The sequence below is a fragment of the Actinoplanes sp. NPDC020271 genome, assembly GCF_044388125.1.
Taxonomy (GTDB): Bacteria; Actinomycetota; Actinomycetes; order Mycobacteriales; family Micromonosporaceae; genus Actinoplanes.
Window position 1 is genome coordinate 132,278 of sequence record NZ_JBIRWQ010000024.1, and the last position, 23,263, is coordinate 155,540.

At 68.8% G+C, this 23,263-nt stretch carries 10 protein-coding genes; 5 read left to right on the top strand and 5 right to left on the bottom strand.

The annotated features are described in order from the left end of the window. Window positions 1-9: 9 nt before the first annotated feature. The 3 genes from ACH442_RS37295 to ACH442_RS37305 all read left to right on the top strand — a co-directional run bounded on the left by ACH442_RS37295 (window position 10) and on the right by ACH442_RS37305 (window position 4,676). Complete coding sequence (locus ACH442_RS37295) at window positions 10-903, top strand: LysR family transcriptional regulator (protein ID WP_396342810.1); 894 nt, start codon at window positions 10-12, stop codon at window positions 901-903. A gap of 71 nt (window positions 904-974) precedes the next feature. After that, the gene (locus ACH442_RS37300; protein ID WP_396342811.1) at window positions 975-2,192 is read left to right on the top strand and encodes an alpha/beta hydrolase family protein; all 1,218 of its coding nucleotides are present in this window, start codon (window positions 975-977) and stop codon (window positions 2,190-2,192) included. A gap of 93 nt (window positions 2,193-2,285) precedes the next feature. After that, window positions 2,286-4,676: a transglycosylase domain-containing protein gene (locus ACH442_RS37305; protein ID WP_396342812.1), complete on the top strand. Its 2,391-nt coding sequence runs from the start codon at window positions 2,286-2,288 to the stop codon at window positions 4,674-4,676. A 212-nt stretch (window positions 4,677-4,888) separates the two neighbouring features. Here the strand turns inward: ACH442_RS37305 and ACH442_RS37310 are convergent, their stop codons facing one another. The 3 genes from ACH442_RS37310 to ACH442_RS37320 form a co-directional block, all read right to left on the bottom strand. Beyond that, window positions 4,889-5,791: a hypothetical protein gene (locus ACH442_RS37310; RefSeq protein WP_396342813.1), complete on the bottom strand. Its 903-nt coding sequence runs from the start codon at window positions 5,789-5,791 to the stop codon at window positions 4,889-4,891. Window positions 5,792-5,965: 174 nt separating this feature from the next. After that, window positions 5,966-6,262: a hypothetical protein gene (locus ACH442_RS37315; RefSeq protein ID WP_396342814.1), complete on the bottom strand. Its 297-nt coding sequence runs from the start codon at window positions 6,260-6,262 to the stop codon at window positions 5,966-5,968. Further along, on the bottom strand, window positions 6,259-7,377 hold the full coding sequence (locus ACH442_RS37320) for an RNA ligase RtcB family protein (RefSeq protein WP_396342815.1): 1,119 nt from the start codon (window positions 7,375-7,377) through the stop codon (window positions 6,259-6,261). The genes ACH442_RS37315 and ACH442_RS37320 overlap by 4 nt, the downstream gene beginning before the upstream one ends. 174 nt (window positions 7,378-7,551) lie before the next feature. Here ACH442_RS37320 and ACH442_RS37325 point away from each other — a divergent pair, with 174 nt between their 5' ends. After that, window positions 7,552-8,946, top strand: a complete 1,395-nt coding sequence (locus tag ACH442_RS37325) for an AMP-binding protein (RefSeq protein WP_396342816.1) — start codon at window positions 7,552-7,554, stop codon at window positions 8,944-8,946. Window positions 8,947-8,956: 10 nt separating this feature from the next. Beyond that, the gene (locus ACH442_RS37330; RefSeq protein WP_396342817.1) at window positions 8,957-10,837 is read left to right on the top strand and encodes a purple acid phosphatase family protein; all 1,881 of its coding nucleotides are present in this window, start codon (window positions 8,957-8,959) and stop codon (window positions 10,835-10,837) included. Between the two features lie 94 nt (window positions 10,838-10,931). On the opposite strand, the gene ACH442_RS37335 is transcribed toward ACH442_RS37330, so the two are convergent. Further along, window positions 10,932-11,369, bottom strand: a complete 438-nt coding sequence (locus ACH442_RS37335; RefSeq protein ID WP_396342818.1) for a hypothetical protein — start codon at window positions 11,367-11,369, stop codon at window positions 10,932-10,934. A gap of 7 nt (window positions 11,370-11,376) precedes the next feature. Further along, window positions 11,377-22,926 carry a LamG-like jellyroll fold domain-containing protein gene (locus ACH442_RS37340; RefSeq protein ID WP_396342819.1) on the bottom strand — a complete coding sequence of 3,850 codons (11,550 nt, stop codon included), beginning with the start codon at window positions 22,924-22,926 and terminating at the stop codon, window positions 11,377-11,379. Window positions 22,927-23,263: the final 337 nt, after the last annotated feature.

Here is a 23,263-nt window from a genome sequence, read left to right on the forward strand (position 1 = left end):
ACTTGCAGCGTGGAGCTGCGCCAGTTGGAGTACTTCGTCGCGGTCGCCGAGGAGCAGCACTTCTCCCGCGCCGCGACCCGCCTGCACGTCGTGCAGTCCGCGGTCTCCGCGGCGATCAAGAGCCTGGAACGCGAGCTCGGCGCCGCGTTGCTGGACCGTAACGCCAAGCGGGTGCTGCTCACCGACGCCGGCGCGGCGCTCCTGCCACGGGCGCGCATCGCGCTGGACGCGGCGCGCGACGCCCGGGACGCGGTCGGCGAGGTGCGCGGCGGCCTCCGGGGGACGTTGCGGCTGGGCGTGCTGACCTCGATCCGGCTGCTCGACCTGCCGTCGCTGCTCGGTGAGTACCATCGCCGGCACCCGGGCGTGCTGCTGCAGACGACCGCCGCGCCGTCGGGTTCGGCCGGCCTGGTCGAGCAGCTGACCGAGCACCGGCTCGACCTGGCGTTCGTGTCGGTGCCCGGGCCGCCGCCGCCCGGCATCCGGCTGATCGACCTGGCGTTCGCGCCGCTGCACCTGGTGGTTCCGGCCGATCATCGGTTGGCCGGGCGCGGGAGAGTGCCGATCACCGCGCTGGACGGGCTGGACTTCATCGACTCGCCGGTCGGTTTCGGCAACCGGGCGGTCGCCGACCGGGCGTTCGCCGCGGCCGGCGTCCGGCGCCGGGTCACGATCGAGATCAGCGACATCAGCACCGGCCCCAGCTATGCCGAGCACGGGCTGGGCGTCGCACTGCTCCCCGGTTTCGTGCTGGAGGGCGCGGCCGGCGTGGCGGTCCTGGAGGTGACCGGCGCCGACCTGCAGTGGCCGATGTCGCTGGCGATTCCCGCCGACCGCGCGCCGGGCGCGGCCACGCGAGCCCTGATCTCCCTGGTCAGGTCGGTTTTCCCCGATCCGGGGTAGTGCTGTCACCACCCCTGGGACTAACGCCTGCAGGATCGATACGGTCCCTCCGGATCCCTAGCGTCGTTCTCATGAGGACACTTCGACGCACCATCGCGGCAGTGCTGTTCGCGGCCGTCGCCGCGACAGCGGTCACCACGCCGGCCACGGCCGGCACACCCCCGGCCGGCCGAGGCTCACTGGTCTCGGCCACACCCCTCGCGACCTACGATTCCCCGGCCCGGGTCCGCGACCTGCTCTCCGCCGGTGGTTTCGCCGACCCGATCACTCGGTACGGCGTGAGCCTGCAGCGCCTCGTCTACCGCACGATCGACCCGCAGGGCCGCCCGGCCGTCGCCAGCGGTCTGCTCGTGCTCCCGCTCAGCACCGCCCGTCACCTGCGCACGGTGTCGTTCGCGCACGGCACGTCGGTCTATCGCGGCGACGCCCCGTCGGTCGGCGAGGACACGTTCCTGACCGGCCCGGCGATCTCCTTCGCGAGTGCCGGGTTCGCCGCGGTCGCCCCCGACTACCTGGGGCTCGGCAGTGGCACCGGCCCGCACCCGTGGATGGACGTGCGCAGCGAGACCAGTGCTTCGCTCGACCTGCTCCGCGCGGCCCGGGTGTTCACCGCCCGGCAGGGTACCGGGCTGGACCGTGAGGTCTACGCGTCCGGCTTCTCCCAGGGCGCCTCGGCCGCGCTGGGACTGGCCCGGGCGCTGCAGGAGGGAGCCGACCCGTGGTTCCGGATCGCGGCGGTGGCACCGGTCAGCGGGGCCTACGCGATGCGACGGGTGGAGATCCCGGCGGTCTTCACGCCCGAGGTGCAGCCGCGGCTGGCGGCGGCTTACATGGCCTACCTGCTGACGTCCTACGACCGTCTGCACGACATCTACCGCGATCCGGCCGAGGTCTTCATGCCCGCCTACGTCGGGATCGGGGACCTGTTCGACGCCGGCCATCCGGGGCCGGAAGTGCTGGCAGGGGTGCCGGACACGGTCGACGAGCTGCTCACCGACGGCGGAAAGGCGTTGCTGCGGCAGCCGAACGACCGGTTCGCGGCGGCGCTGCGCGAGGCCGACAGTGTCTGTGAATGGGCACCCCGGGTGCCGGTACGGCTGTACTTCTCCCCCGGGGACGAGCAAGCTGTCACCGGCAACACGGTCGCCTGCCGGCAGTCCTTCGCCACCCACGGCGTCCGCGTTCCGCCGGTCGACGTCGGGGTGGACACGTCCTACAGCGGGATGGTCCACGAGGGGTCGGAGCTGTTGGCGGTTTCACAGATCGTGCGCTGGTTTGCGGGTCTGTAGTTAAATGCGCGGTTGGCCCGATCCCCCGTGATCGGGCCGACGGCATGACGACCGTCACACTTCTCGCCGAAGGACTAACCGGGGCCCTCGCTGATGCGTCTATCTCACGTGCGAAACAACTTCACAAAGGTGTCGTCCCTGCTGGTGTGCGGTCTCCTGGCCGGTGTGGTGGTGGCCGCGGCCGCCTTCCCCGCCGCCGCGATGTCCGGTCTCGCCGCCAAGGCCGGCGGGACGTCGTTCGCAAGCCTGCCCAGTGAGCTGAAGGATTTCAGTTCCCCACAGGTCACTCGCGTCTACGCCTCGGACGGCCGCACCCTGCTGGCGCAGTTCCACGACGAGTTCCGCAGCGATGTCCCGATCAAGGACATCTCCAAGAACATCCAGAACGCGATCATCGCCGCCGAGGACCGGAAGTTCTACCAGCACAACGGCGTCGACCTCAAGGGTGTCGCCCGCGCGTTCGTCAGCAACAACCAGGGCGGTTCCCAGCAGGGCGCCTCGACCCTCACGATGCAGTACGTGCGGATGGCCCTGGCCTACTCGGCCACCAACCCGCAGGAGGTGATCGATGCGACGAAGGACACCCCGACGCGCAAGCTCACCGAGATGAAGTACGCGTTGCAGATCGAGAAGGAGCTCACCAAGGAGCAGATTCTCGAGCGCTATCTCAACATCGCGCCCTTCGGTAACCAGGCCTACGGCATCTACGCCGCCAGCCAGGTCTACTTCAACAAGACGCCCAGCAAGCTCGACGTCGCCGAGGCGGCCATGCTCGCCGGCATGGTGAAGGCCCCGACCAGCTTCAACCCGACCATCAAGACGGGCCACGAGCAGATCCAGGCGCGGCGCGACAACTACATCCTGCCGGGCATGGTGGCGATGGGCGCGATCACGCAGGCCGACGCCGACAAGGCGAAGACCGAGAAGATCCCGACCAAGGTCAAGTCCATCGCGAACGGCTGCATCTCGGTCCCGAAGAACAACTGGGGCTTCTTCTGCGACTACTTCTACCGCTGGTGGATGGACCAGGACGCGTTCGGCGCCACGACGTACGACCGGGAGCGCCGGCTGAAGAGCGGCGGCTACAAGGTCGTCACCACGCTGGACATCAAGGGGCAGAACTCGGCCCGGGCCGAGATCACCGAGCGCCAGTCCGACAGCAGCCAGAACGCGCTGCTGCTGGCCGGCGTCGAGCCGGGCACCGGCCGGGTCCGGATCCTGGCCACCAACCGGACGTACGGGCTGGACGACCCGGCCCACCCCACGAACAAGCTCTCGCCCGACCCGGCGAAGAAGGCCAAGAAGATCCGCGGCTCGTTCCCCAAGACGACGAACCCGCTGATCACCGGCGGTGGCGACATCACCGGTTACCAGGCCGGCTCGGTCTTCAAGATGTTCACGATGGTGGCCGCGCTGGAGAAGGGCTTCCCGCTCAGCTACCCGATCAACTCGCCGGCCACCTACCACTCGCAGTACAAGACGTCGCCGAGCGACTCGTCGGCCTGCCCGAACTCCAGTGACTGGTGCCCGAGCAACGCGAGCGCCAAGGAGGCCGGCGTCTTCAACATGTGGACCGGTTTCGGCAAGTCGGTCAACACGTACTTCGTGCCGCTGGAGGAGAAGGCCGGCGCGGAGAACGTGGTCGACGTCGCGAAGCGGTTCGGCGTCCAGTTCCGCGTCCCGAAGGAGGCCGAGATGGCCAACGACGAGGACCAGGCCGCCGGCTGGGGTTCGTTCACCCTCGGCACCATGAACTCCACGCCGCTGGACATGGCGAACGCGTACGCGACGCTGGCCGGTGACGGCAAGCACTGCGACCCCACGCCGATCACCCAGATCACCACCGAGAGCGGCGAGAAGATCGACGTCGGCAAGCCGCACTGCACGCAGGCCACCACCAAGGACGTGGCCCGGGCGACCATCGACGCGGCCCGCTGCCCGGTCGGCGACTCGGCCCAGCTCGGCAGCTGCGCCGGTGGCACCGCCGCCGACACCCACGGGATCGTCGGGCACCCGGTGTTCGGCAAGACCGGCACCACCGACGCCGACAAGACCGCGTCGCTGATCGTCGGCACCACGTCGCTGGTCGTGGCCGGTTACATGGCCAATCCGGACTGGCAGAACCACAAGGAACACATGTCCCACGACGTCATCAACGACGCCGTGCAGCACACGCTGGCCGACTTCATGAAGGGCAAGCCGAGCGTCCAGTTCAAGACGCCCGGCAACGACAAGATGTCGACCGGCGACCTGCGCAACGTGCCGGACGTGACCTGTGACTCGATCGCCGACGCGAAGGACAAGATCAGCGGCGCCGGCTTCGACCCCGTGGTCGGTTCCAAGGTCGACTCGGACTGCCCGGCGGACACCGCCGCCGGCACCTCCGAGAGCCGCACGGTCAAGGGCGGCGCGGTGACGATCCAGGTCAGCAACGGCAAGAAGAACCAGCCGCAACCCGGGCAGTCCGCGCCGGGCGGCAACTAGCGATCGGTGCTGACGGACGGGCGGGAGACGAGGTCTCCCGCCCGTTCCCGTTCCACGGTGCTCACGCGGTGAGCTGCTCGCTCAGCAGATCCAGGCGCAGGATGACCGGCTCGACGGAGCGGTGCCGCTCCACCTCCGGGCCACTGCTTCTTTCACCCAGGACCCACGAGCATCGACCCGAAGGGAAGCGGCCCGGTGGCGGGGACACCCGCTCAGCGGCTGGGGGCCCGGGCCGGGGCCGGTGCGGCGGCGCTGAGCCGGATGCTGGTCGCGGGGGCGGCGGAGACCAGGCTGAACAGGCCCAGCAGCGTCGGCTGCTGCTGGGTGAGGCCGTCGGCGTAACCGAGCAGGTTCTCCGGGGTGGTGGACGCGGCCGCCTCGACCAGGTCGTGCAGGAAACCGGCCAGCGACTCGGGCTGGTCGTGCGGGTCGGCCAGCAGCTCCACATACGCCCGGGCCAGGTCCTCGTCGGCGGCCAGCAGCGCACCGGCCGGGACGGTGGTGACCTCCAGGACGAACCGCGGGGCCAGCCGGGTCATGGCGTCGTCGCCGAGCACCACCGCGGCGGCCTCGTGCACGGCCGCGGAGCAGGACGCCCGGACCGGGCGGGGAAGCCTACGGGTGTCGAGCTGGTCGGCGAGGGCCGCCCGCAGTTCCCGGACCACCGCGGAGTTGTCGCGGCCGGCCCCGGCGTGGGCGAGGATCTCCCGGATCGGCGCGAGGCGCAGCGGGTCGTCGTGCGGGACCTCGGCCCGGCGGACGTGGACGTGGTCGACCTGGGTCAGGTCGCAGTTGTCGGTGCCGGCCGGGGACGTGGAGTCGCGGGCGTGCACGGTGTACGGCGGGAACATCACCCCGAGCCCGTACGTCCGCGCCTCGGCCCCGCCGTCCAGGGTGACCGTGTGGTACTCGGGGCGGATCCGGCCGGCGCTGGAGAAGCGCAGTTGATAGTTGCGCAGCGGCCGGGCCTCCACGTCCAGCCCCCGGCTCTCCAGCTCGCCCTGCCGGAGCAGGCTCAGCAGCCCGAAGACGCGCAGGTCGTCGGCGGGCGGCTCGGCCTGTTCCGGGGACGGGGAGGGCGGGAAGATCAGCATCTCGATGGAGGACGGGGACACGGCGGGTTCCTCCTCGTGCTGTTCCGGGCGGGATGCCGGAGGAGAAGACGGGACCTCGCGCAACAGACACCCCCCACGGCTTCGGGACGCAACTCATCGAGCCTGACAGATCGCGAGCGGCGCGGACAGAGCCAGTCGGCGCAACTTTGATCGACTTCGGAGCGCCGGAACCGATTACGGGCGCTCGGTCCGGGTCGGATCACCGCGGATCAGGTCGTCGTGCAGGCGCCACCGGGCGGTGACCGTCGCCTGCCCGGCGGTCGCGTCCGACCTCTGCAGACGCTCGCGCAGAAGGTGCAGGGCGAGCCGCCGGTTCAGCGTGAACCGGCGTTCGGTGTCCACCGTCTCCACGCGGTCGACGACCACTTCCCGGGTACGGGCGTCGGCCTCCAGCCGCCGCAGCAACTGCGCGACCGCCCACGAGCACTCCTCCGGCCCCCGCCCGGCCGACATCAGCAGATGCGTGCTCATCGGCGGCCCTTGCGCTCGCGCGCGACGTCCGCGGTCTTGTACGTCACCAGCGGCACCGTGCTCACCACCCGGGTCGCCAGCTCGAACGACACCAGGTCACCGATCACCTGCTCGATGCGTTTGTACGCGGTCGGCGCCTCCTCGAACAGCAGCTGCCGGTCCCCGCACACCACGAGCGAGCCCAGCGGCGTACGCCGGAGCTCCTCGACCGTGTGTTTGGCCTTGCCCCGCCGGAGCGCGTCGGCGCGCGACATCTTGCGCCCCGCCCCGTGCGCGACGGAGTAGCCCGCCTCCGCGCCCGCGTGCCCGGCGACCGGGAACGACGGCGTGCCGCGGGTCCCGGCGACGAGCACGTCACGCCCGTCGCCGTTCGCGGCACCCTTGCGGTGCAGGTAGAACCCGTCGCGGACCTCCACCGAGTTGTGGCACTCGTCCACGATCGGCGGCTCGTGATCGGCGCCGAGCGCGTCGGCGATCCGGGCCGCCATGACCCGGCGGTTGAGCGACCCCCAACGCACGGCGTCGTCGTGCGCCGCGAGATACGCCGCCGGGTCCTCCGCCGGGCCGGCGCCGTGCACCTCGGTGTGCGCGCGCAGGATCCGCTCACCGAGACCGCGGGATCCGCTGTGGACGATCAGCACGAGGTCGCCGGCGGCGAGCCCGAGCCGCTCGGCGTGATCAGAATCGAACACGGTGCCGACTCGGGCCAATTCGGCGAAGTGATTTCCGCGGCCGACGGTGCCGAGGCTCTCGGTGTGGCCACCGGGAACGCCGGCCGCGTCGAAAAAAGAATGGTCGACGACGTCCAGGTCGGGGAAGCGGGCGGCCAGCTTCTCCGGCACCGGGCGCTTGAGCCGGAACGGGAAGACGGCGACGCCGCAGCCGATGTCCGACCCGACCAGGAACGGGTAGAGCACCGACGAGGTCATCGCGGCGCCGATCGGGGCGCCCTTACCGGGGTGCAGGTCGGGCAGGCCGGCGACGTGCCGCATGCCGGGCAGCGCGGCGACCTGGTGGCACTGGTCGACGGCGGCGGACTCGATCCAGCTGGACGGCGAGGCGAAAATGGACACGCGGGAAGACAAAGCAGATGCTCCACAGGAAAACGGCAGCACGACGGAAGGCGTGCCGGCGAAAGACAAGGACCTGGGGGTGGAGACATCAGTAAGTCATGCCCGGCACCTTTCCCGATCGCGTGCGGCCGGGCAACCGATTAACGGCGGTGCGTGATCGTAAACGGACAACGACATCACTACGGGACAGCCCGGCAAGCCTGGCATGATCCACCCATGCCCTTGCTTGCCGCGCTGTTGCAGGACGCCGACGTCGCCGACTTCGTGGTCACCCCGGACCGGCGGGTCACCCGGCACGAACTGCTCGGCTGGGCCTGCGGGCTGGCGGCCGGGATAGCCGGCCTGCGGATCGTCGCGGTGGAGGCGGCGCCCGGCCTGCCGACGATGGTCGCGGTCACCGCGGCGCTGCTCGCGGGCGTGCCGATCGTGCCGATCCCGCCGGACGCCGGCGAGCTGGAGCGCGCACACATCCTGCGGGACTCCGGCGCGCAGCTGATCCTCACCGACGAGCCGGCGGGGAGCGCTGCTGACGACGTACCCAGGAAAAGAATTTCCGGGGTGAAAGCCGGCAGCGTGCCGCCGGAGCCCGACCCGAACCTGCCCGGCCTCGTGCTCTACACCAGCGGCACCACGGGCGCGCCCAAGGGCGTCGTGCTCTCACGCGCCGCGCTCGCCGCCGACCTCGACGCACTCGCCGCCGCCTGGCTGTGGACCGCCGGCGACACGCTGGTGCACGGCCTCCCCCTTTACCACGTGCACGGACTCGTCCTGGGGGTGCTCGGCCCCCTGCGCATCGGCTCGAAACTGCATCACACCAGGAAACCCACCCCTGAGGCGTACGCCGAAAGCCCGGGTTCGATGTTCTTCGGCGTCCCCACGGTCTGGTCGCGGATCGCGGCCGCCCCGGTCTCGGCGGCCAAGCTGAAGGGGGCGCGTCTGCTGGTCTCCGGCAGCGCGGCGCTCCCCGTGCCGGTCTTCGACGCGATCCGTGAGCTGACCGGCCAGGCCCCGGTCGAGCGGTACGGCATGACCGAGACCCTGATCACGGTCAGCGCCCGTGCCGACGGTGAGCGCCGCGCCGGGCACGTCGGCCTGCCGCTGGAAGGCATCCACACCCGGCTGGTCGACGAGGTCGGCAACCCGCTGCCGGACGACGGAGTCAGCATCGGCAGCCTGCAGGTGTGCGGGCCGACGCTGCTCGACGGCTACCTGCGGGCCGGCGGGGTGCGCCCGGCCGAACTGATCGACGGCTGGTACCCGACCGGCGACGTGGCCACGATCGGGCCGGACGGCTGGCACCGGATCGTCGGCCGCGCCTCCACCGATCTGATCAAGAGCGGCGGCTACCGGATCGGCGCCGGTGAGGTCGAGGACGCGTTGCTGCTGCACCCGGCGGTGCACGAGGCGGCCGTGATCGGCACGCCGCACGACGACCTGGGCGAACAGGTGACCGCGTTCGTGGTGGCCGACCCGGTCACGCCGGAGGAGCTGATCGCGTTCGTCGCCGAGCGCCTGGCCGCCCACAAACGCCCCCGCACGATCCACTTCGTGTCCGGTTTGCCCCGCAACGCGATGGGCAAGATCCAGAAAAAGCAGCTCCTGGGCGATTAGCGTCTCTTGTGTGACTTTGACCCTCGACGAGTTCAGCGAGTGGAACCAGCAGCACCTCGCCCGCCAGGCCGTGACCCGGCGGTCGTTGCTCCTGGCCACGGCGGCCGGGCTGGGCAGCCAGTTCGCGGTCGCCCGGCGGGCGTTCGCGGCAGCCGGCGGCACGGCCGGGAACGCCGGCGTGGTCGTCTCCGGCCGGCACCTGTCGTTCGTGCCCGGCGCCGGTGACGTGCCCCGCGACGCCATGGCGGTGACCGCGCAGCTGGTCAGCAGCACCGGGACCATGCCGGCCGGGCTGCGCGCGTTCGTCGACGTCGGCGACGCGCCCGGAGCGTACGGCACCCGGGTCGAAGCCGGGATCACCCACCTGACCGGGCAGTACGCGATCCCGGGCGGCCCGGTCGGCAGCCAGTTCTACGCCAAGGCGCGGATCACCGGGCTGCGACCCGGCACCGTCCACCACTACCGGGTGCGGCTCTCCGACGGCACCGTGACCGGAGACGCCCATTTCACCACGGCACCGGAGACGGCCCGGCCGTTCACGTTCACGGCGTTCGCCGACGTCGGGACGGACACCGCGCCGAAAGATCCCGCGTACGCGTGGAAGGGCACGCCCACGGTCTGGCCGAAAGGGATCTTCGACAACGACGCGTACGGCATCCTCGACCCGATCGGCGGCCCGAAAGGCACCGACAAACAGCCCGCGTCGACCATCACCCGGCTGATGGGAACCCAGCGACCGGCGTTCACGCTGCTGGCCGGGGACATCTGCTACGCCAACCCGTCCGGGACGGGACTGCCGGCCGACGACACCACCGCACTCACCGGGCGGCCTCCGGTGGGGAAGAACCTGTTCAACCCGTACGTCTGGGATGTCTTCCTGAATCAGATCGAGCCGCAAGCGGCCTACACGCCGTGGATGTTCGCGACCGGCAACCACGACATGGAACCGCTCTACGGCAACACGAGCTACCTCGGCGGCAGCCCGGCCCACGGATACGGCGGGCACGTGCAGCGGCTCGACTTCCCGGCGACCGGGCCGAAGGACTGCCCGTCGGTCTACCGCATGGTCTACGGCAACGTCGGGGTGATCTCGCTCGACGCCAACGAACTGTCGTGGGAACTGCAGACGAACACCGGGTACTCCGGCGGGGCGCAGGTCACCTGGCTCAAGGAAACCCTCAAGCGCTGGCGGGCGGGCGGATCCGGGGTGGACTTCATCGTCGCGTTCTTTCACCACTGCGCGTTCTCGACGGCGCACAACCATGCGTCGGACGGTGGGGTGCGGGCGGCGGTCGATCCGCTGTTCACCAAGTATCGGGTGGACCTGGCCGTGCAAGGGCACAACCACCTCTTCGAACGAACCGACCCGATCAAGCACGGCAAGCGCACGAAGGCGGCGCCGGACGGGTCGACGGTGTACCCGGCCGAGGACGGGACGGTCTATGTGTGCGTGGGGTCGGGTGGGCGGCCGCGGTATCCGTTCCGGCCCGCTCCGGGCGCGGAGGCGCCGCCGCCGGCCGGGGTGACACCCAAGGGCGAGCAGAAGTTGCCGGAGGGGCAACGGTTCCGTGGGCACAAGCCGAGCGGCCGGGAGAACACCTCGTCGGCCGTGGCGAACAGTTACTTCTGGGCCAAGGAGAAGAACAAGCCGAAGAAGGGCAAGGGGGCGCCGACCGGGCTGCGGGTGCCGGAGGCGGTGGAGTGGTCGCAGGTTCGGTACGACGGGTACGCGTTCATCGCGGTCGACGTGGTGCCGCCGGCGCAGGCAAACGGGGAGACGACGCTGACGGTGCGGACGCTGGCGGACGCCTTGCCCGGGACCACCGACCCCTACACCGAGATCGACCGCATCACCCTCAAGCGGACGTCGTCTCCGCTCATCACCGGGTAGCCAGAACTGGCCTGCCTGATCAGCGGGCCTCGGGGGTGGTCTCGTGATCCCGGCGGCGCCAGGGCACCACCGACGAAACCACCCCCGGCTGACGTCAGCTGATCCGCTTCTCCTCGCCGGCCTCCAGCCCGGCCACGAAGGCCAGCCAGCGCACCGCCTCGGACGGGAACGGGCTGTCCTCGTGCTCCACGAGCATCGTCAGGCCGCGGCCATCATCGTCGAGGCGGACGTCCTTCAGGGTCCAGAACTCGTTCTCCGAGGAGAACCAGTAGAGCCAGCCCGACGCGGTCCAGCCCGACTCGTTCATGAACGCCACCGGATCGTCCGAGGCCAGCCACCGGGCACGCCACTGATTGCTCTCCTCGTCGGTCCGTTCCGGCGCGAAGGCGTCGACCAGCCAGCCCGGAAGGTCCTCGAGGACAAGCTGCCAATCATCGTCAAGACGGGTCTTCAGCAGCTGGAGCAGGCCAACAGTTTCCTGAACCCGCCCGTGCCCACCGGGCGCCGGGGCCAGTTCGATTTCGCTTATCATCCGCTGCCTATCCGATCTTTCCGCTGTTGGGAACAATGAATTCCATCATCAGCCCCAGATGAAGCGGCCGTAACCCGTACTGGTCCTTGTTGAAGGTTCCGTCCCGCTTCTTCTTGGTGAAGTCGACCAGGAACGGACGCGTCTTGAACTTCTTGGCCTCGGACTCCAGAACCATGTCTTGCCGCAGGTACTCAAGGAACTCGCGCCGGACCTTGAAGCTCTTGATCACCGTGTCCGGGAACTCGTCGATGTGCATGTCCCGGAATTCCTCCGCCCGAGCTCGGTCACCGAAATTCAGGAACAGTGGCTTCCGCTTGGCGTCCCTGATCAGGAAGCTGCCGTCGCCGTGCATCCTGATGCGTTCGTTACCGGCGCCTTCCACCCGGTAGACCGTGACCGTGTCGTCGCACTCATCGGCGTCGGCCTTGTTGTTGTTGTGGACCAGGACGGGATCCGCACCGGCCAGCACATAGTAGGTGTGGACACCGGCGACGGTGAGGTCACGCATGACCTCGGCACCGGCGAAGTTACGGACGCCGGTGACGTACTGGGTTTCGCCGTCGGGGCCGACCAGGGTCGACTCGCCGGGCACCAGTTCCGCGGCGTCGACCCACTTCTCGGTGGTCGCGTCCCAGAAGGGATGGTGCGCGGTCGTCTTGAGGGTCGTGGACTCGGTCGGTCCGCGGGTACTACGGCCGCCCTTGCCCTCGACCTGGGTCTCGGTTCCGGTCACGGCGTCGGCCGGCTTGGCGGAGACCGTGACGTCGGTCAGGTCCAGGTCACGGTTGGAGTGCAGCAGGGTGACCTGCCGCGAGCTGATCTCCCCGGTGGCCGGGTCCTTGGTCAGAACCGAGTCACCGACATTGACCTCGGAGATCGGCCGCGTCGTGCCATCGGCCATCAGCACCAGCGTCGAGGGATCGAAGCTGTGCGTGTTTTGCTGCACCTGCCGCTGCGGAATCGGGCAGGACGCCCCGCCGGTCTCGTTGTCGCTGTCCTCCCGATCGTCGTCGTCATCGTCCTCCTGCCGCGACGACGACTGCTTCTTCTTGTTCTTGCTGGGCTCGGACTTGTTGGCGGCCTTCGACTTCGTCTTCTGGGGCTTGCTCTTGTTGGGCTTGTCCTGCTTCTTCGGCGCCTTCTCCGGCTTCGGTTTCTTGGCAGGCTTCGACGGCGCCGGCTTCTTCTCCGGTTTCGGCTTCGGCTTGGGCTTCTTCTTCGCCGGCGGCTTCGGCTTCTTCTTCGGCGGCTTCGGCTTCTTCGGCACCTTGTTCATCAGGTCACCGAGCTTCTTACGCGCCGCATTCACCAGGTCCTGGGCCCGGCGCATCACCGTGCGCGCACCTTCGACGATGCGCTTCCACAACCGGTACCCGGAGAACGCCCGCTCAGCGGACTTGAAGAGCGACCGGCCGATCTTGAGTGCTTTGAGCGGGCCGACAGCGCTCAACGCCAGATCCACGCAGTCCATGATGCTGCCGCCGAGACAACCGACCACCGAGTTGTAGCCGATCATGTCGAGCAGCATCCCGACGCCGACCTGCAGCAGGATGTCGAGCAGGTTGGTGTTGCTCTCCCGCAGCGCCCGGACGTACTCGGCCTCCTGCGCCACGATCTGCGCGCCGACGGCCTTCATGTCCCGGTCGCGGGCCTGCATCGCCAGGTTGTAGACCTGCAGCGCGGCCTGGTACTTCTTCACCTCGCAGGCGTAGTCGTACTGACCGCACTTACCGCCCACACCTTCACCGGACGGGTCGGTGTTGGTCAGCGGGTTGCCCTCGGCGTACGCGAACCGGTTGGCTGCCCCGGAGTCCGGGTTCGGGTTGTTGTTCGCGGTGTCGCGGGTGTCGAACGCGCCGGTCTCCGGGTCGTACCAGCGGGAGTGCATGTTGACCTTGCCGGTGCCCTGGTCGGTCCACTCCTGCTGGAAGCCCAGCTTGCCGACCATGCCACCGGACGCGACGACCTTGCCCCACGGGTCGTAAGTGACCGAACCCGACAGTGTCGTGCCGGCCGCCCCGAACTCGCCGACCACATCACTGTGCACGTCGGTCCAGGCGTAGCGCTGGGTGCTGCCGGAGACCACACCGACCAGGTCGTCGGCGACGTCCCGGACATAACCCGTCGCGCCGTCGGAGGCCACGTCGTTGCCCAACCCCGTGTAGGTCAGGTTCGGCAGGATGACGCGACCCACGCCGTCGTACGAGTAGGTGGTCGTGCCCCCGGTCTTGGTGCCCTGGGTGATCACCTGGTTGAACGCGTCGGTCGTGGTCCTGGTCTCGATGCCGTTGACCACCGTCGAGGTGAGCGTGCCCCGCAGCGAGTACTCGTAGCTGGTGCCGGTCGAGTTCTCCCGCAGCAGCTCGTTGCGCTCGTCGTACTCGTACGTCTTCGTCCCGGCCTGAACCCGGTTACCGGACTTGTCGTAGGCGTAGACGACCGGGGTGACCCCGTTGTCGTAGCCGACGAGCCGGCTGGCCCAGTCGTACTTGTAGGTGTTGGTCCCGGCCCCGTTGAACCCGGTGGTCGTCTTCTTGACCATGTTGTCGTCCAGGTCGAACCCGTAGGCGATCTTGCCCACCGACGCCCCGGCCGACGTCTTGACCTCGTCGGACTCCAACTGCTTGTACTTGTTGTACGTGAACGTGCGGGTGTTACCGCCGTACTGGATGTCCTTGACCCGCGACAGCGCGTCGTAGCCGTACACCATGTGCACGCCGGCCGTGCTGTTGTCCACCTTCGACGGACGACCCAGGGTGTCGTACCCGTAGGTCGTCGTGCCCGCCCCATCGGTCCGCGACGTCAGGCCGCCGTCCGGGTTGTAGGCGTACGACGAGTTCCCCGACACCCCGGTGATCTTCGTGACCAGGCCACGGTCGTCGTACTCGACACTGTTCTCACCCGCCGAGCCGGTGAACGACGTCACGCGACCCGTCTTGTCGTACGCGAAGGTGCGGTCCTTGGTCGTGGCCTGCGCCCCCGTGCCGGAGCTCTTCTTGAGCCGGCCCATCACGTCGTACTCCGACGTGGTGCTGACCCCGCCCGGCGAGTCCAGACGCGTCGCCCGCCCCGCGGCGTCGTACGACATCGTGAACGTCCGGTCGTTGATCCCCGGCGTCCGCGTCGTGGCCGGCTCGATCTGCGACTCCGGCAACCCCCACGCGTTGTACGTGGTGATGAACCGGTTACCCCGGCCGTCGGTGAACCGGGTCTGCTGCCCGGCGACGTCGTAGCCGTACTTGGTCACGATCGCATCCGAGCCGCTGATCGGCTCCCGCTGCACCACCAGCTGCCCGAGCTCGTTGTACTCGAACGTGGTGTCGTGCCGGCTGCCGGCCGCATCGGTGTTCGCCGCCACCGCCGGGTTGTACGCGTTGCTGGCCGCGAGGGTGTTACCGGCGATGTCGAACCGCTGACTACGCGTCCGCAGCAGCTCGGCAGTACCGGCCGCGTACTCCGACGAGCTGACGCCGCGGCCGAGCAGGTCGTAGGTGACCGTCGAGTAGCTGCCGTCCGGCGCGATCGACTTCACCGGACGCCCGGCCCCGTCGTAGCGCGTCTTCGTGGCGTTGCCCGCGGCGTCGGTCACCACGGTCTGCTCACCCAGGCTGTTGTACTTCAGGCTGGTGACCACCCCACCGGCCGACTTCACGCTCGTCGGCCACGGGCTACCCGCGTCGTACGTGTAATTGGTCGTGAACCCGGTCCCGGCCTGCCGCACCGCCTCGGTCGCGGTGATCGTGCGACCCAGGTAGTCGACCGTCGACAGCGCCTGCGCCCCGGTCGGGTCGGTGTGCGCGAGCAGCTCACCGTTGTCGTCGTAGGAGTACCGGGTGACCCCGTCGTCCGGCGTGACCACCTTCGTCGTCCGGCCCAGCTGGTCATAGGTGTACTTCGTGACCGCACCCAGCGGATCGGTGCTGGTGATCACCTGACCGACGTTGTTGTACTCGACCTTGGTCTTGGCCCGGATCGCCGTGGTCGTGCCCGGCGCGGTGTACGCCGGCGACTCCTGCTCGATCATCTGACCCAGCGCGTCGTACTTGTTCGTCACGACCCGCCCGTACGGGTCCATCTGCTCGGTCGTGTCGCCGAACGTGTTGTACCCGATCCGGGAGATCGCCCGCTGCCGCACCTCGGCCGCGTCCCCGACGACCGTGCCGACCTCCGGGCTGACCGTCACGACCGGCCGGCCCACCTCGTCGTTGGTGACCGTCGTGACCGCACCACTCGGATCGGTCGCCGACGTCACCGTGCCGTCACTGTCCAGCCCGTACGACGTCCGGCTGATCTGCGCCCCGGCCACCGGCAACGTACCGGCCTGCACCTGGCCGACCTCAGCCGCGCTCAACGCCTTCTGGTACGCCTGCACGTCGTCGATCTGCCCGGCGAAGATCCCGGACGTCTCGTTCTGACCGCCCACGATCAGGCCGGTCGCCTGGTTGTTGAACTGCTTGGTCGTCGTCAGCGACGCCTTCACCACACCGTTGACGTACAGCTGAGCGACGTTGTCGCCACCGGCCACCGCGTTCGGCGTGACCGTGACCGCCAGATGCGCCCAATCGCCCGCGGTCGCCGACCCGCTCGTGTACGTGCTGGCACCACTCGGCCAGCTCGTCTCACCATTCGGCTCGCGCACCGCCATGGCCAGACGCCACGAGTCGGTCGCCTTCTCGTAGTACACCTTCAGCGCCGAACTGCCGATGTCACCACCGAGCGACGCCACGTACCGGTCGGCGTCCTTGCTGCTCAGCTTCGCCCACGCACTCAACGTGTACGGCTGCAACGTGTCGACCGGCGCCGGACCACTGATCGTGCCGTTCGCACCACCGGCGAACGACGCCGCCCCACCACGCTCCGTCGACCGGGTCACCGCACCCGCCAAGGTACCGATGCTGTTACCGGCCGCGTCCGCGGTGGTGGTCCCGGACGTCTCGTCCAGCTTCCACCGCAACGTCGGCGTGACCCCCGTGGTCAGGTAACCGGTCTGCTGCCGGATCCGGCCCAACCGGTCGTACGTGCTCCCGCCCGTCCCGAGGACCGTCGAACCGTCGCTGAGCGTGGTGTTCAGCAACTCGTCCTCAGCCGAGTACGTGTACGTGCTGATCCGGCTGGTCGCCGCTTCGTTGTCCTCGGTCACGTCGACCGTCGCGGTCAGGTTCCGGCCCGCCGCGTCATACGTCCGGGTCGTCTTGGTACGCCCGTTGTTGGTGATCTGCGTGACCAGGTTCCCGGCCACGTCGTAGGAGTTCTTCTCCAGGACGAACGCCTGCTTGCCGTCCGTCCGCGTCACCGACACCAACAGGTTGTTGTCGGTGTAGGTGTACTGGTTGACGAACCCCATCGCGTCGGTCTCCGACGCCAACCGGCCCGCCGGGTCGTACGCGAGCTGCCGCACCTTCAGATCACGCGCCGTCGCCGGCGCGTCGGGGTCACCGGTGAAGCCCTTGACGACCGTCGACACCTCGTTGCCGACCGCGTCGTAGTTGGTCATCACGGTCGAACCGTCGCTGTGCGTCTGCCGGTTGATCTGCCCGAACGAGTCGTAGCCGAACTCGACCGAGTTGCCCAGCTGATCCCACTCGGCGATGCGCCGCCCGTGGTCGTCGTAGTCGTAGGCGACCGTCCGGGACGCGTCACCGCCGGTGGCATCCGACACCGTCTCGGTCGTCATCAGACCGTCGACGTTGTACGACATCGTGGTGACCGGCGTGTGCTTGGCACCGGTGACGGCGTTGGTGATCACCGAGTCGGTCACCGTGACGACCCGGTCCAGGCGGTCGTGGATGTAGGAGACCGTGGAACCGGCGACGCCCTTGACGACGTCGATCTCCTTGAGCGTACGGCCGAGGCCGTCGTACTCGTACCGGGTGGTGGCGCCGGCCGGGTCGGTCGTCTCGGCGATGTCACCGTTCGGGTAGTACAGAATCGTCTGCATACCGCCACCGGGCTTGACCACCCGCCACGGCAGACCGGCCGGAGCCGCCCCGCCCTGGAAGCCACCACGCGTCGTGCCGTCGGTGTAGGTGATCGTCGTCCGCCGGCCCAGCGGGTCGGTCTCGCTGGTGCGGTTGCCCTGGTCGTCGTACTCGTACTTGGTCAGGTACTTGTTGTCGGCCGCCGACGACGAACCGGCGCCCCGGAGTTCGACGAGCTTGTCGTTGCGGCGGTTCTTCGGGTCCGGGTTCTGCGTGGTCGCGTCCGGGTAGTACAGCGAGTACGAGGTCGAGCAGTTGTTCTCCGACCGGTCCTGGCACGTCGTGACCGAGACGACATTTCCCCGTACGTCGTACTCGTTGATGGTCATGTTGCCGTTGGGGTCGGTGACCGTGCGCAGGTTGCCCTTGCCGCTGTAGCCGTACCGGGTCTCCTTGCCCAGCGCGTCGATCTCGACGACCTTGCGCGCGTACTGCAGGTCGTTCACGGTCGTGGTCCTGGTGACCTTGCCCTCGTAGTCCTTGGGCCCGGTGACCACGTAGTTGATCTGCCCGGACGGCGCGCCCTTGACCGCGTCCCGCGCCTTGAACTGGTACTGCGCCTGGGTCGCGTCGACGTCGGAGGCGTAGAACGCGACCTCGGCCAGGCTGCCCTTGTAGTACGGCGTGGTGTTGGAGTCCAGGTAGAACCAGTTGTTGCCGGCGGTCGAGCCGTCGACGTACCCGGCGCCGAGCGTGTACGTCGTCGGGTCGGACCCGGTCAGCTGGGACGGGGCCATCGGCGTGGTGCCGGTCGACGACTGGGTCTTCGCACCGTCGACGTACAACGCCTGCGAGAGGCCGTCGGTGGCCAGGACCACGTGGTGCCACTTGCCGTCGTTGACCGCGGTCTTGCTGGTCAGCGACGGGATCCAGGTCTGCGCGGCGCTGGCGTTGCAGGTGTACAGCTGAAGGTCGGTGCCGTTGGTCTTGGACGAGCTGGGCAGGTCCAGGCACATCCCCGAGTTCGGGTTCTTCAGCCCGCCGCTGACCGGTTCCCAGTTCTGCGACGCGTTGGCGTTACAGGTGGACAGCACGATCTTCGTGTTGATGGTCTTCGCGTTGTTCTGCGGTGTCAGGCACTTGCCGAACGCCCGGACCGTGCTCAGGTTCCCGTTGAGCGCCGTGCCGGGGACCAGCGTCCAGTTCTGCGCGTTGGTGTTGTTGCAGTCGTAGCTCTGCACGAGCGTGCCGTCGGCCGTCCCGCTGCTGGTCACGTCGACGCACTTGCCGGCGACCCCGACCGAGTTGAGCGGGCCGGTCGGCGTCAGCGACGGCGACAACGCGCGCAGCTTGCCGTCCGGCGTGATCCAGATGGTCGGCGTGTCGTAGCGCGCGGTGGTGCTCGACTTCATGCCGAGCAGCACGTCCTTGGTGGTGGTGGTGTTGAACCACATCGAGACCGAGCTGGGGCCGACCGGCGCGATGCCCTTGGGCAGGGTGACGTACGAGCTGGTGCCGTTGAACACCGCCGCCTTGCCCTGACCGGCGCCGAACGGGCCGTCGACCGAGCCGAGCGTGACCGAGTTGTAGGTCGCGGTACCACCGTTGACCTGGTTCACCGCGTCGGTGACGCCGGACTCGGCCATCCGCCAGTAGTTCGTCGGCGCGCCGCCGAGGACCCCGCTCTCGTACACCTTCGTCGTGCCGACGATCGCCGGCGTCTCGGGGACCCACGACTCGCCGTTGCCGTCCACCACCTTGCTCACCCGGCTGGAGACCGGGTCGTAGGAGATCTCCGCGGTGGCGTTGCCGGACGGACGCACGATCTTGGTCAGCAGGCTGACCGCGCTGCGCGAGTCGTACAGGTCGGCGGCCAGCTGCCCGTCGACCGACGTGTCGAACTGCGCCACCTCGGCGATCGAGCCGGTGAAGTAGTCCCGGGTGCCGAGGTTGCTGTTCGCGTTGGCGTGCGACTGGTTGGGCCAGCCGCCGCCGAGGAAGCCCTTGCCGATGAAGGACGAGGCCGGGGCGGTGTCCTGCACGGTCACCCCGGTCTCGGACGCGACCGGCTTGCCGTCCAGGTACAGGTCCTGCCGGTTGCCGGACGAGGTGAGCACCACGTGGTGCCAGGTGTCGTCGTTCACCTTGACCGGCGAGGTCACGCCGTTGACCGTGCTGGTCGCGGCCATCGGGGTGTGGATCCGGGTCAGGAACAGCTGGTCGACCGGGCGCGTCTTGCCACACGCCCAGATCTGCATCAGCGCGCCGGCCTGCGAGCCGTCACCGACCGAGTCCAGGCACAGCCCGGAGAAGTCGCTGACGATCTGGCCGTCGGCCTGCACGTCCCAGTGCTGGCTGCCGGCCGTCGAGGCGCAGGTGTTGATGACCAGGTCGGTGCCGTTGACCGCCTCCTGGTCCTCGGTGTCCACGCACTTGACGACGCCACCCGTGGTGACCTGCAGCTGCCGGGTGGTGGTCCAGGTGAAGACCTGGTTGGCGGTGCCGGCACAGGCCGCGAGGGCGAGCCGGGTCGCGTTGGTCGACACGTTGCCGGGAACCGTGAGGCACTGGCCCTGGCCGACCGCGGTGAGGGTGCCCAGCGAGGCGCCCAGCTTCGGGGCCTTGGCGAAGCCACCCATCAGCTGGCCGTCCGAGCCGAGGTAGAGCGTCGGGTTGTACGCCGTCTTGGTGGTGGCCGCGGTCGACGCGGCCGCCTCCATCGACTGGCCGTACAGCACGCCGTCACCGCCGTTGGCCGGCGCCTTGAACCACATGCTGATCGCTTGGTTGGCGCCGTCCGCGGCCAGGTTCGCCGGGATCTGCACCTGCGACGACGTGCCGTTGAAGCCGGCCGCGGTGGAGGTCGTGCCGGCCACCGGGCCGGGCTGGCCCAGCGTCACGCCGCTGTACGTGCCGACGTCGGCGCCGCCGTTCTCCAGCATCGAGCTGGCCGCGGTGGTGCCGGTGCTCTCGTTGAGCCGCCAGTACGAGTGCGGGCGCGCGTTGACCATCGCGGTCGAGTAGAGCGAGCCGGACGCGTTGTACTGGTAGGTGTTGCAGTCACCCCAGTTGTTGGGCGGGCACACCTTGGTCAGCGAGTTACCGGTGTACTCGTACTTCCAGGTGTTGACCGAGTCCCCGTTGCCCGGCTCGGCCGGGTCGGTGGCGACGTACTCCACCTTCTTCGGCGCGTTCGCGCTCCAGTACAGGCTGAGCGTACGACCGGACGCCGCCGTGATCTTGGCGAGCAGTCCGTTCTCGTACGTGAAGGTCTGGCCGCGCCCGGAGACGTCGGTGATCGACGCGACCGGGAACTGGTCGGAATCCGCCTGCAGCCGCTTGAACTCGTAGGTGGTGCCGTCCTTCTCGGTCAGCCGGTAGCCGCCACCCTCCTCGGCCGGGATCTCCCGGAACGTCGAGGCGAGACCGGCCGGTGACAGGTAAGAGCCGTCGTTGTTGCGACCGAAGGCCAGCTCGCGCCCGGTCGCGTAGGTCACCACGACCGTGTTGATCCGCTGCGTGCCGTTGATCGTCACCGGCTTCTCGGTCGCCTTGACGTCGGCGATGCTGGACCAGCCCGCGCCGAACGCCTGGCCGTCGCGCGGGTCGCTGCTGTTGTACGACCGGGTGATCTCCAGCGGCGGGCCGACGGTGTTGACCATCGCGTCGCGGACCGAGGTGGTGTAGTTGCCGATCGCCGGGTCGAAGCCCTGACCGGGGTTCTGCGACAGCACCGAGGTGATCGACGGCTGCGGGACCGGCGTGGTGATCAGGTTCTTGACCAGCGCGTCGTGGTTGTCGGCGAGGCCGTCACGGACCTGCACCGTCCAGTAGTACGACTCGTTCCAGGTGAACGTGCCGGCCGGAACGGTCCAGGACTTCTTGGCCTGCCAGCCCGAGGTGGTCAGCTGGACCTTGTTGTCCTTGTCGTAGACGAAGAAGTTGTATTCCAGCGTGTTCGGCCAGTTGTCCGGGTCGTGCGCGTCGGCGATCAGTTCCGGCGTCAGCGTCGCCGTGGTCGCCCCGTACGCCGGGTACTGCTCGTTGACCTGCGGGTCGGTGTTGTAGTCGTAGGTGACCTCGATGCGCGGGTCGGTCTCGTAACCGCCGTAGTTGGCCGAGGTGAACCGCTTGAACGCCGTCGAGTCGGTCTCCGACGCGGTCAGCGCCAGACCGAAGTTCGGCAGCGACCCGGTCGACCAGCCGTTGAACGTCTGCGTCGGCAACGACACCGAGCGCATCGCGCCCTTGCCGCGGTCACCGCCGGTGTTGCTGCAGGCCGGGCTGTTGTCGCTGATCACCCAGTTGGCGATCGGCGAGGAGTAGGTCGGGCCGGAGGAGAGCACGCCCTTGGCGTCCTCGATGCCGGCGACCGTCCAGGTCTTGGTGTTGCGGCGGATCTGGATCGGCTCGTGGTCGCCGCAGTTGTACGACCAGGTGTGGAACATGAACAGCTTGGCCGACTTGATCTGCGTGCCGACCAGGCCGTCGTCGTCGAACTGGTCGAAGTGCATGAACGAGCGGGAGATGGTGTCGCCGCCGTCCCACGTCCCGACCGGCAGGTTGTCGCCGTTGTGGGTGACCGTGGACGAGCTGTTGTCGACGAAGATGTCGCCGGTGTCGCTGGTCTCGATGGTCGGGTCGATCTTCACCGGGTACTGCCGGGCCGGGTCGTTCAGCCACGCCTGGTCGGCGGTGACCTTCAGCGCCGGCGCGCCGTCCACCGTGATCAGCTCGTAGGTGACCGCGTCGGACTCGGCCGGGGCGCCGGAGTGCGGGTCGACCTTGGAGTCCTGCATGTAGCCGCGGGGCACGCGCATCGCGACCTTGCCGTCCGCGTCGAGCAGGTCGAGCGAGCCGTCCTTCTGCGCCTTCGGGGTCAGGCCCTTGAGCTTGAGCGGGAACACCCACTCGTTCCCGGAGGCCGGCGAGTCCAGGACGATGGTCTCCTTGAGACCGTCGTTGGTCGACCGCAGCTGCAGGTCGGTGCCGGGCAGGATGTCGGCGTAGGTGGCGGTCGAGCCGTCCACGGTCGCCGGGACCGCGGCCGCGCCGGTCAGGTCGTACGCCATCGAGTGGCCCGAAGCCGTGGTCACCGTGGCCAGCGGGTCGTCGACCGGGGTCGCCGGGGTGGCGTCCGCACCGGTCGCGTCCAGGGACACGTCGATCGAGTTGGCGCCGCTGTCGAGCCGGCCGCCGCTCGCGGTCAGGTTGGTGTCGATCGGCTGGTAGGAGCCGTCGGCCGCCTTGTAATTGATCCGCGAGTCGAAGAAGACCCGGGTGTACGACCCGTCCTCGTTCTGGAACTCGTCGTACCGGGCAGTCGAGCGCTTCGGCAGCCGCTTGCTGGTGCCGCGGTCGAAACTGTCGGCGTTGCCCTGCCCCTTCGGGGTGGTCGTCGCCTTCTGCTGCGGACGGTCCGGCTGCGCCGCGTCCTTGATGCCCTTGCCCCGGCCGGGGGCGGTGCCCACCCCGCCGTTCGCCCGCGTCTCGTCGACCGGCACGTAGTGGTCGACGTCGCCGATGGCCCCACCGCGCGGCTGCCTCGGGATGCCCGTCGTCACCGCGGCCAGCGCGGGGATCTGCCGGAAGGCGTCCACCAGCCCGGAGATCGGCCATCCGTCGGTTTCCTCGGGCACGACTCCCGGTGGCACGCCCACCGACAGACCCAAGGCCAGCGCAGCTACGACAGCTATACGCCGTCTCATGTAGAGCCCCCGCTCTCAGCTTCCTTCAAGATTCGGCGAAGCATGCGGGACGATCATCAATATTCACAAGATCTTGTTCGAACGGCGTTCATCTGCATACCCTCCGTGGCGGCACGAAAAGACGAGGTCACGGGGGTTCTGCAGGTGAGCAAGTCACAGTTGCGTATCGACAGTCTTAGAGGACGTCTGATTAACGTATTTTGTGGTGTTATGCGATTTGAGGGTCTCGCCAGGTTGGGGTGTTTTCGTCCGTCAGCCGGCGGGCGAG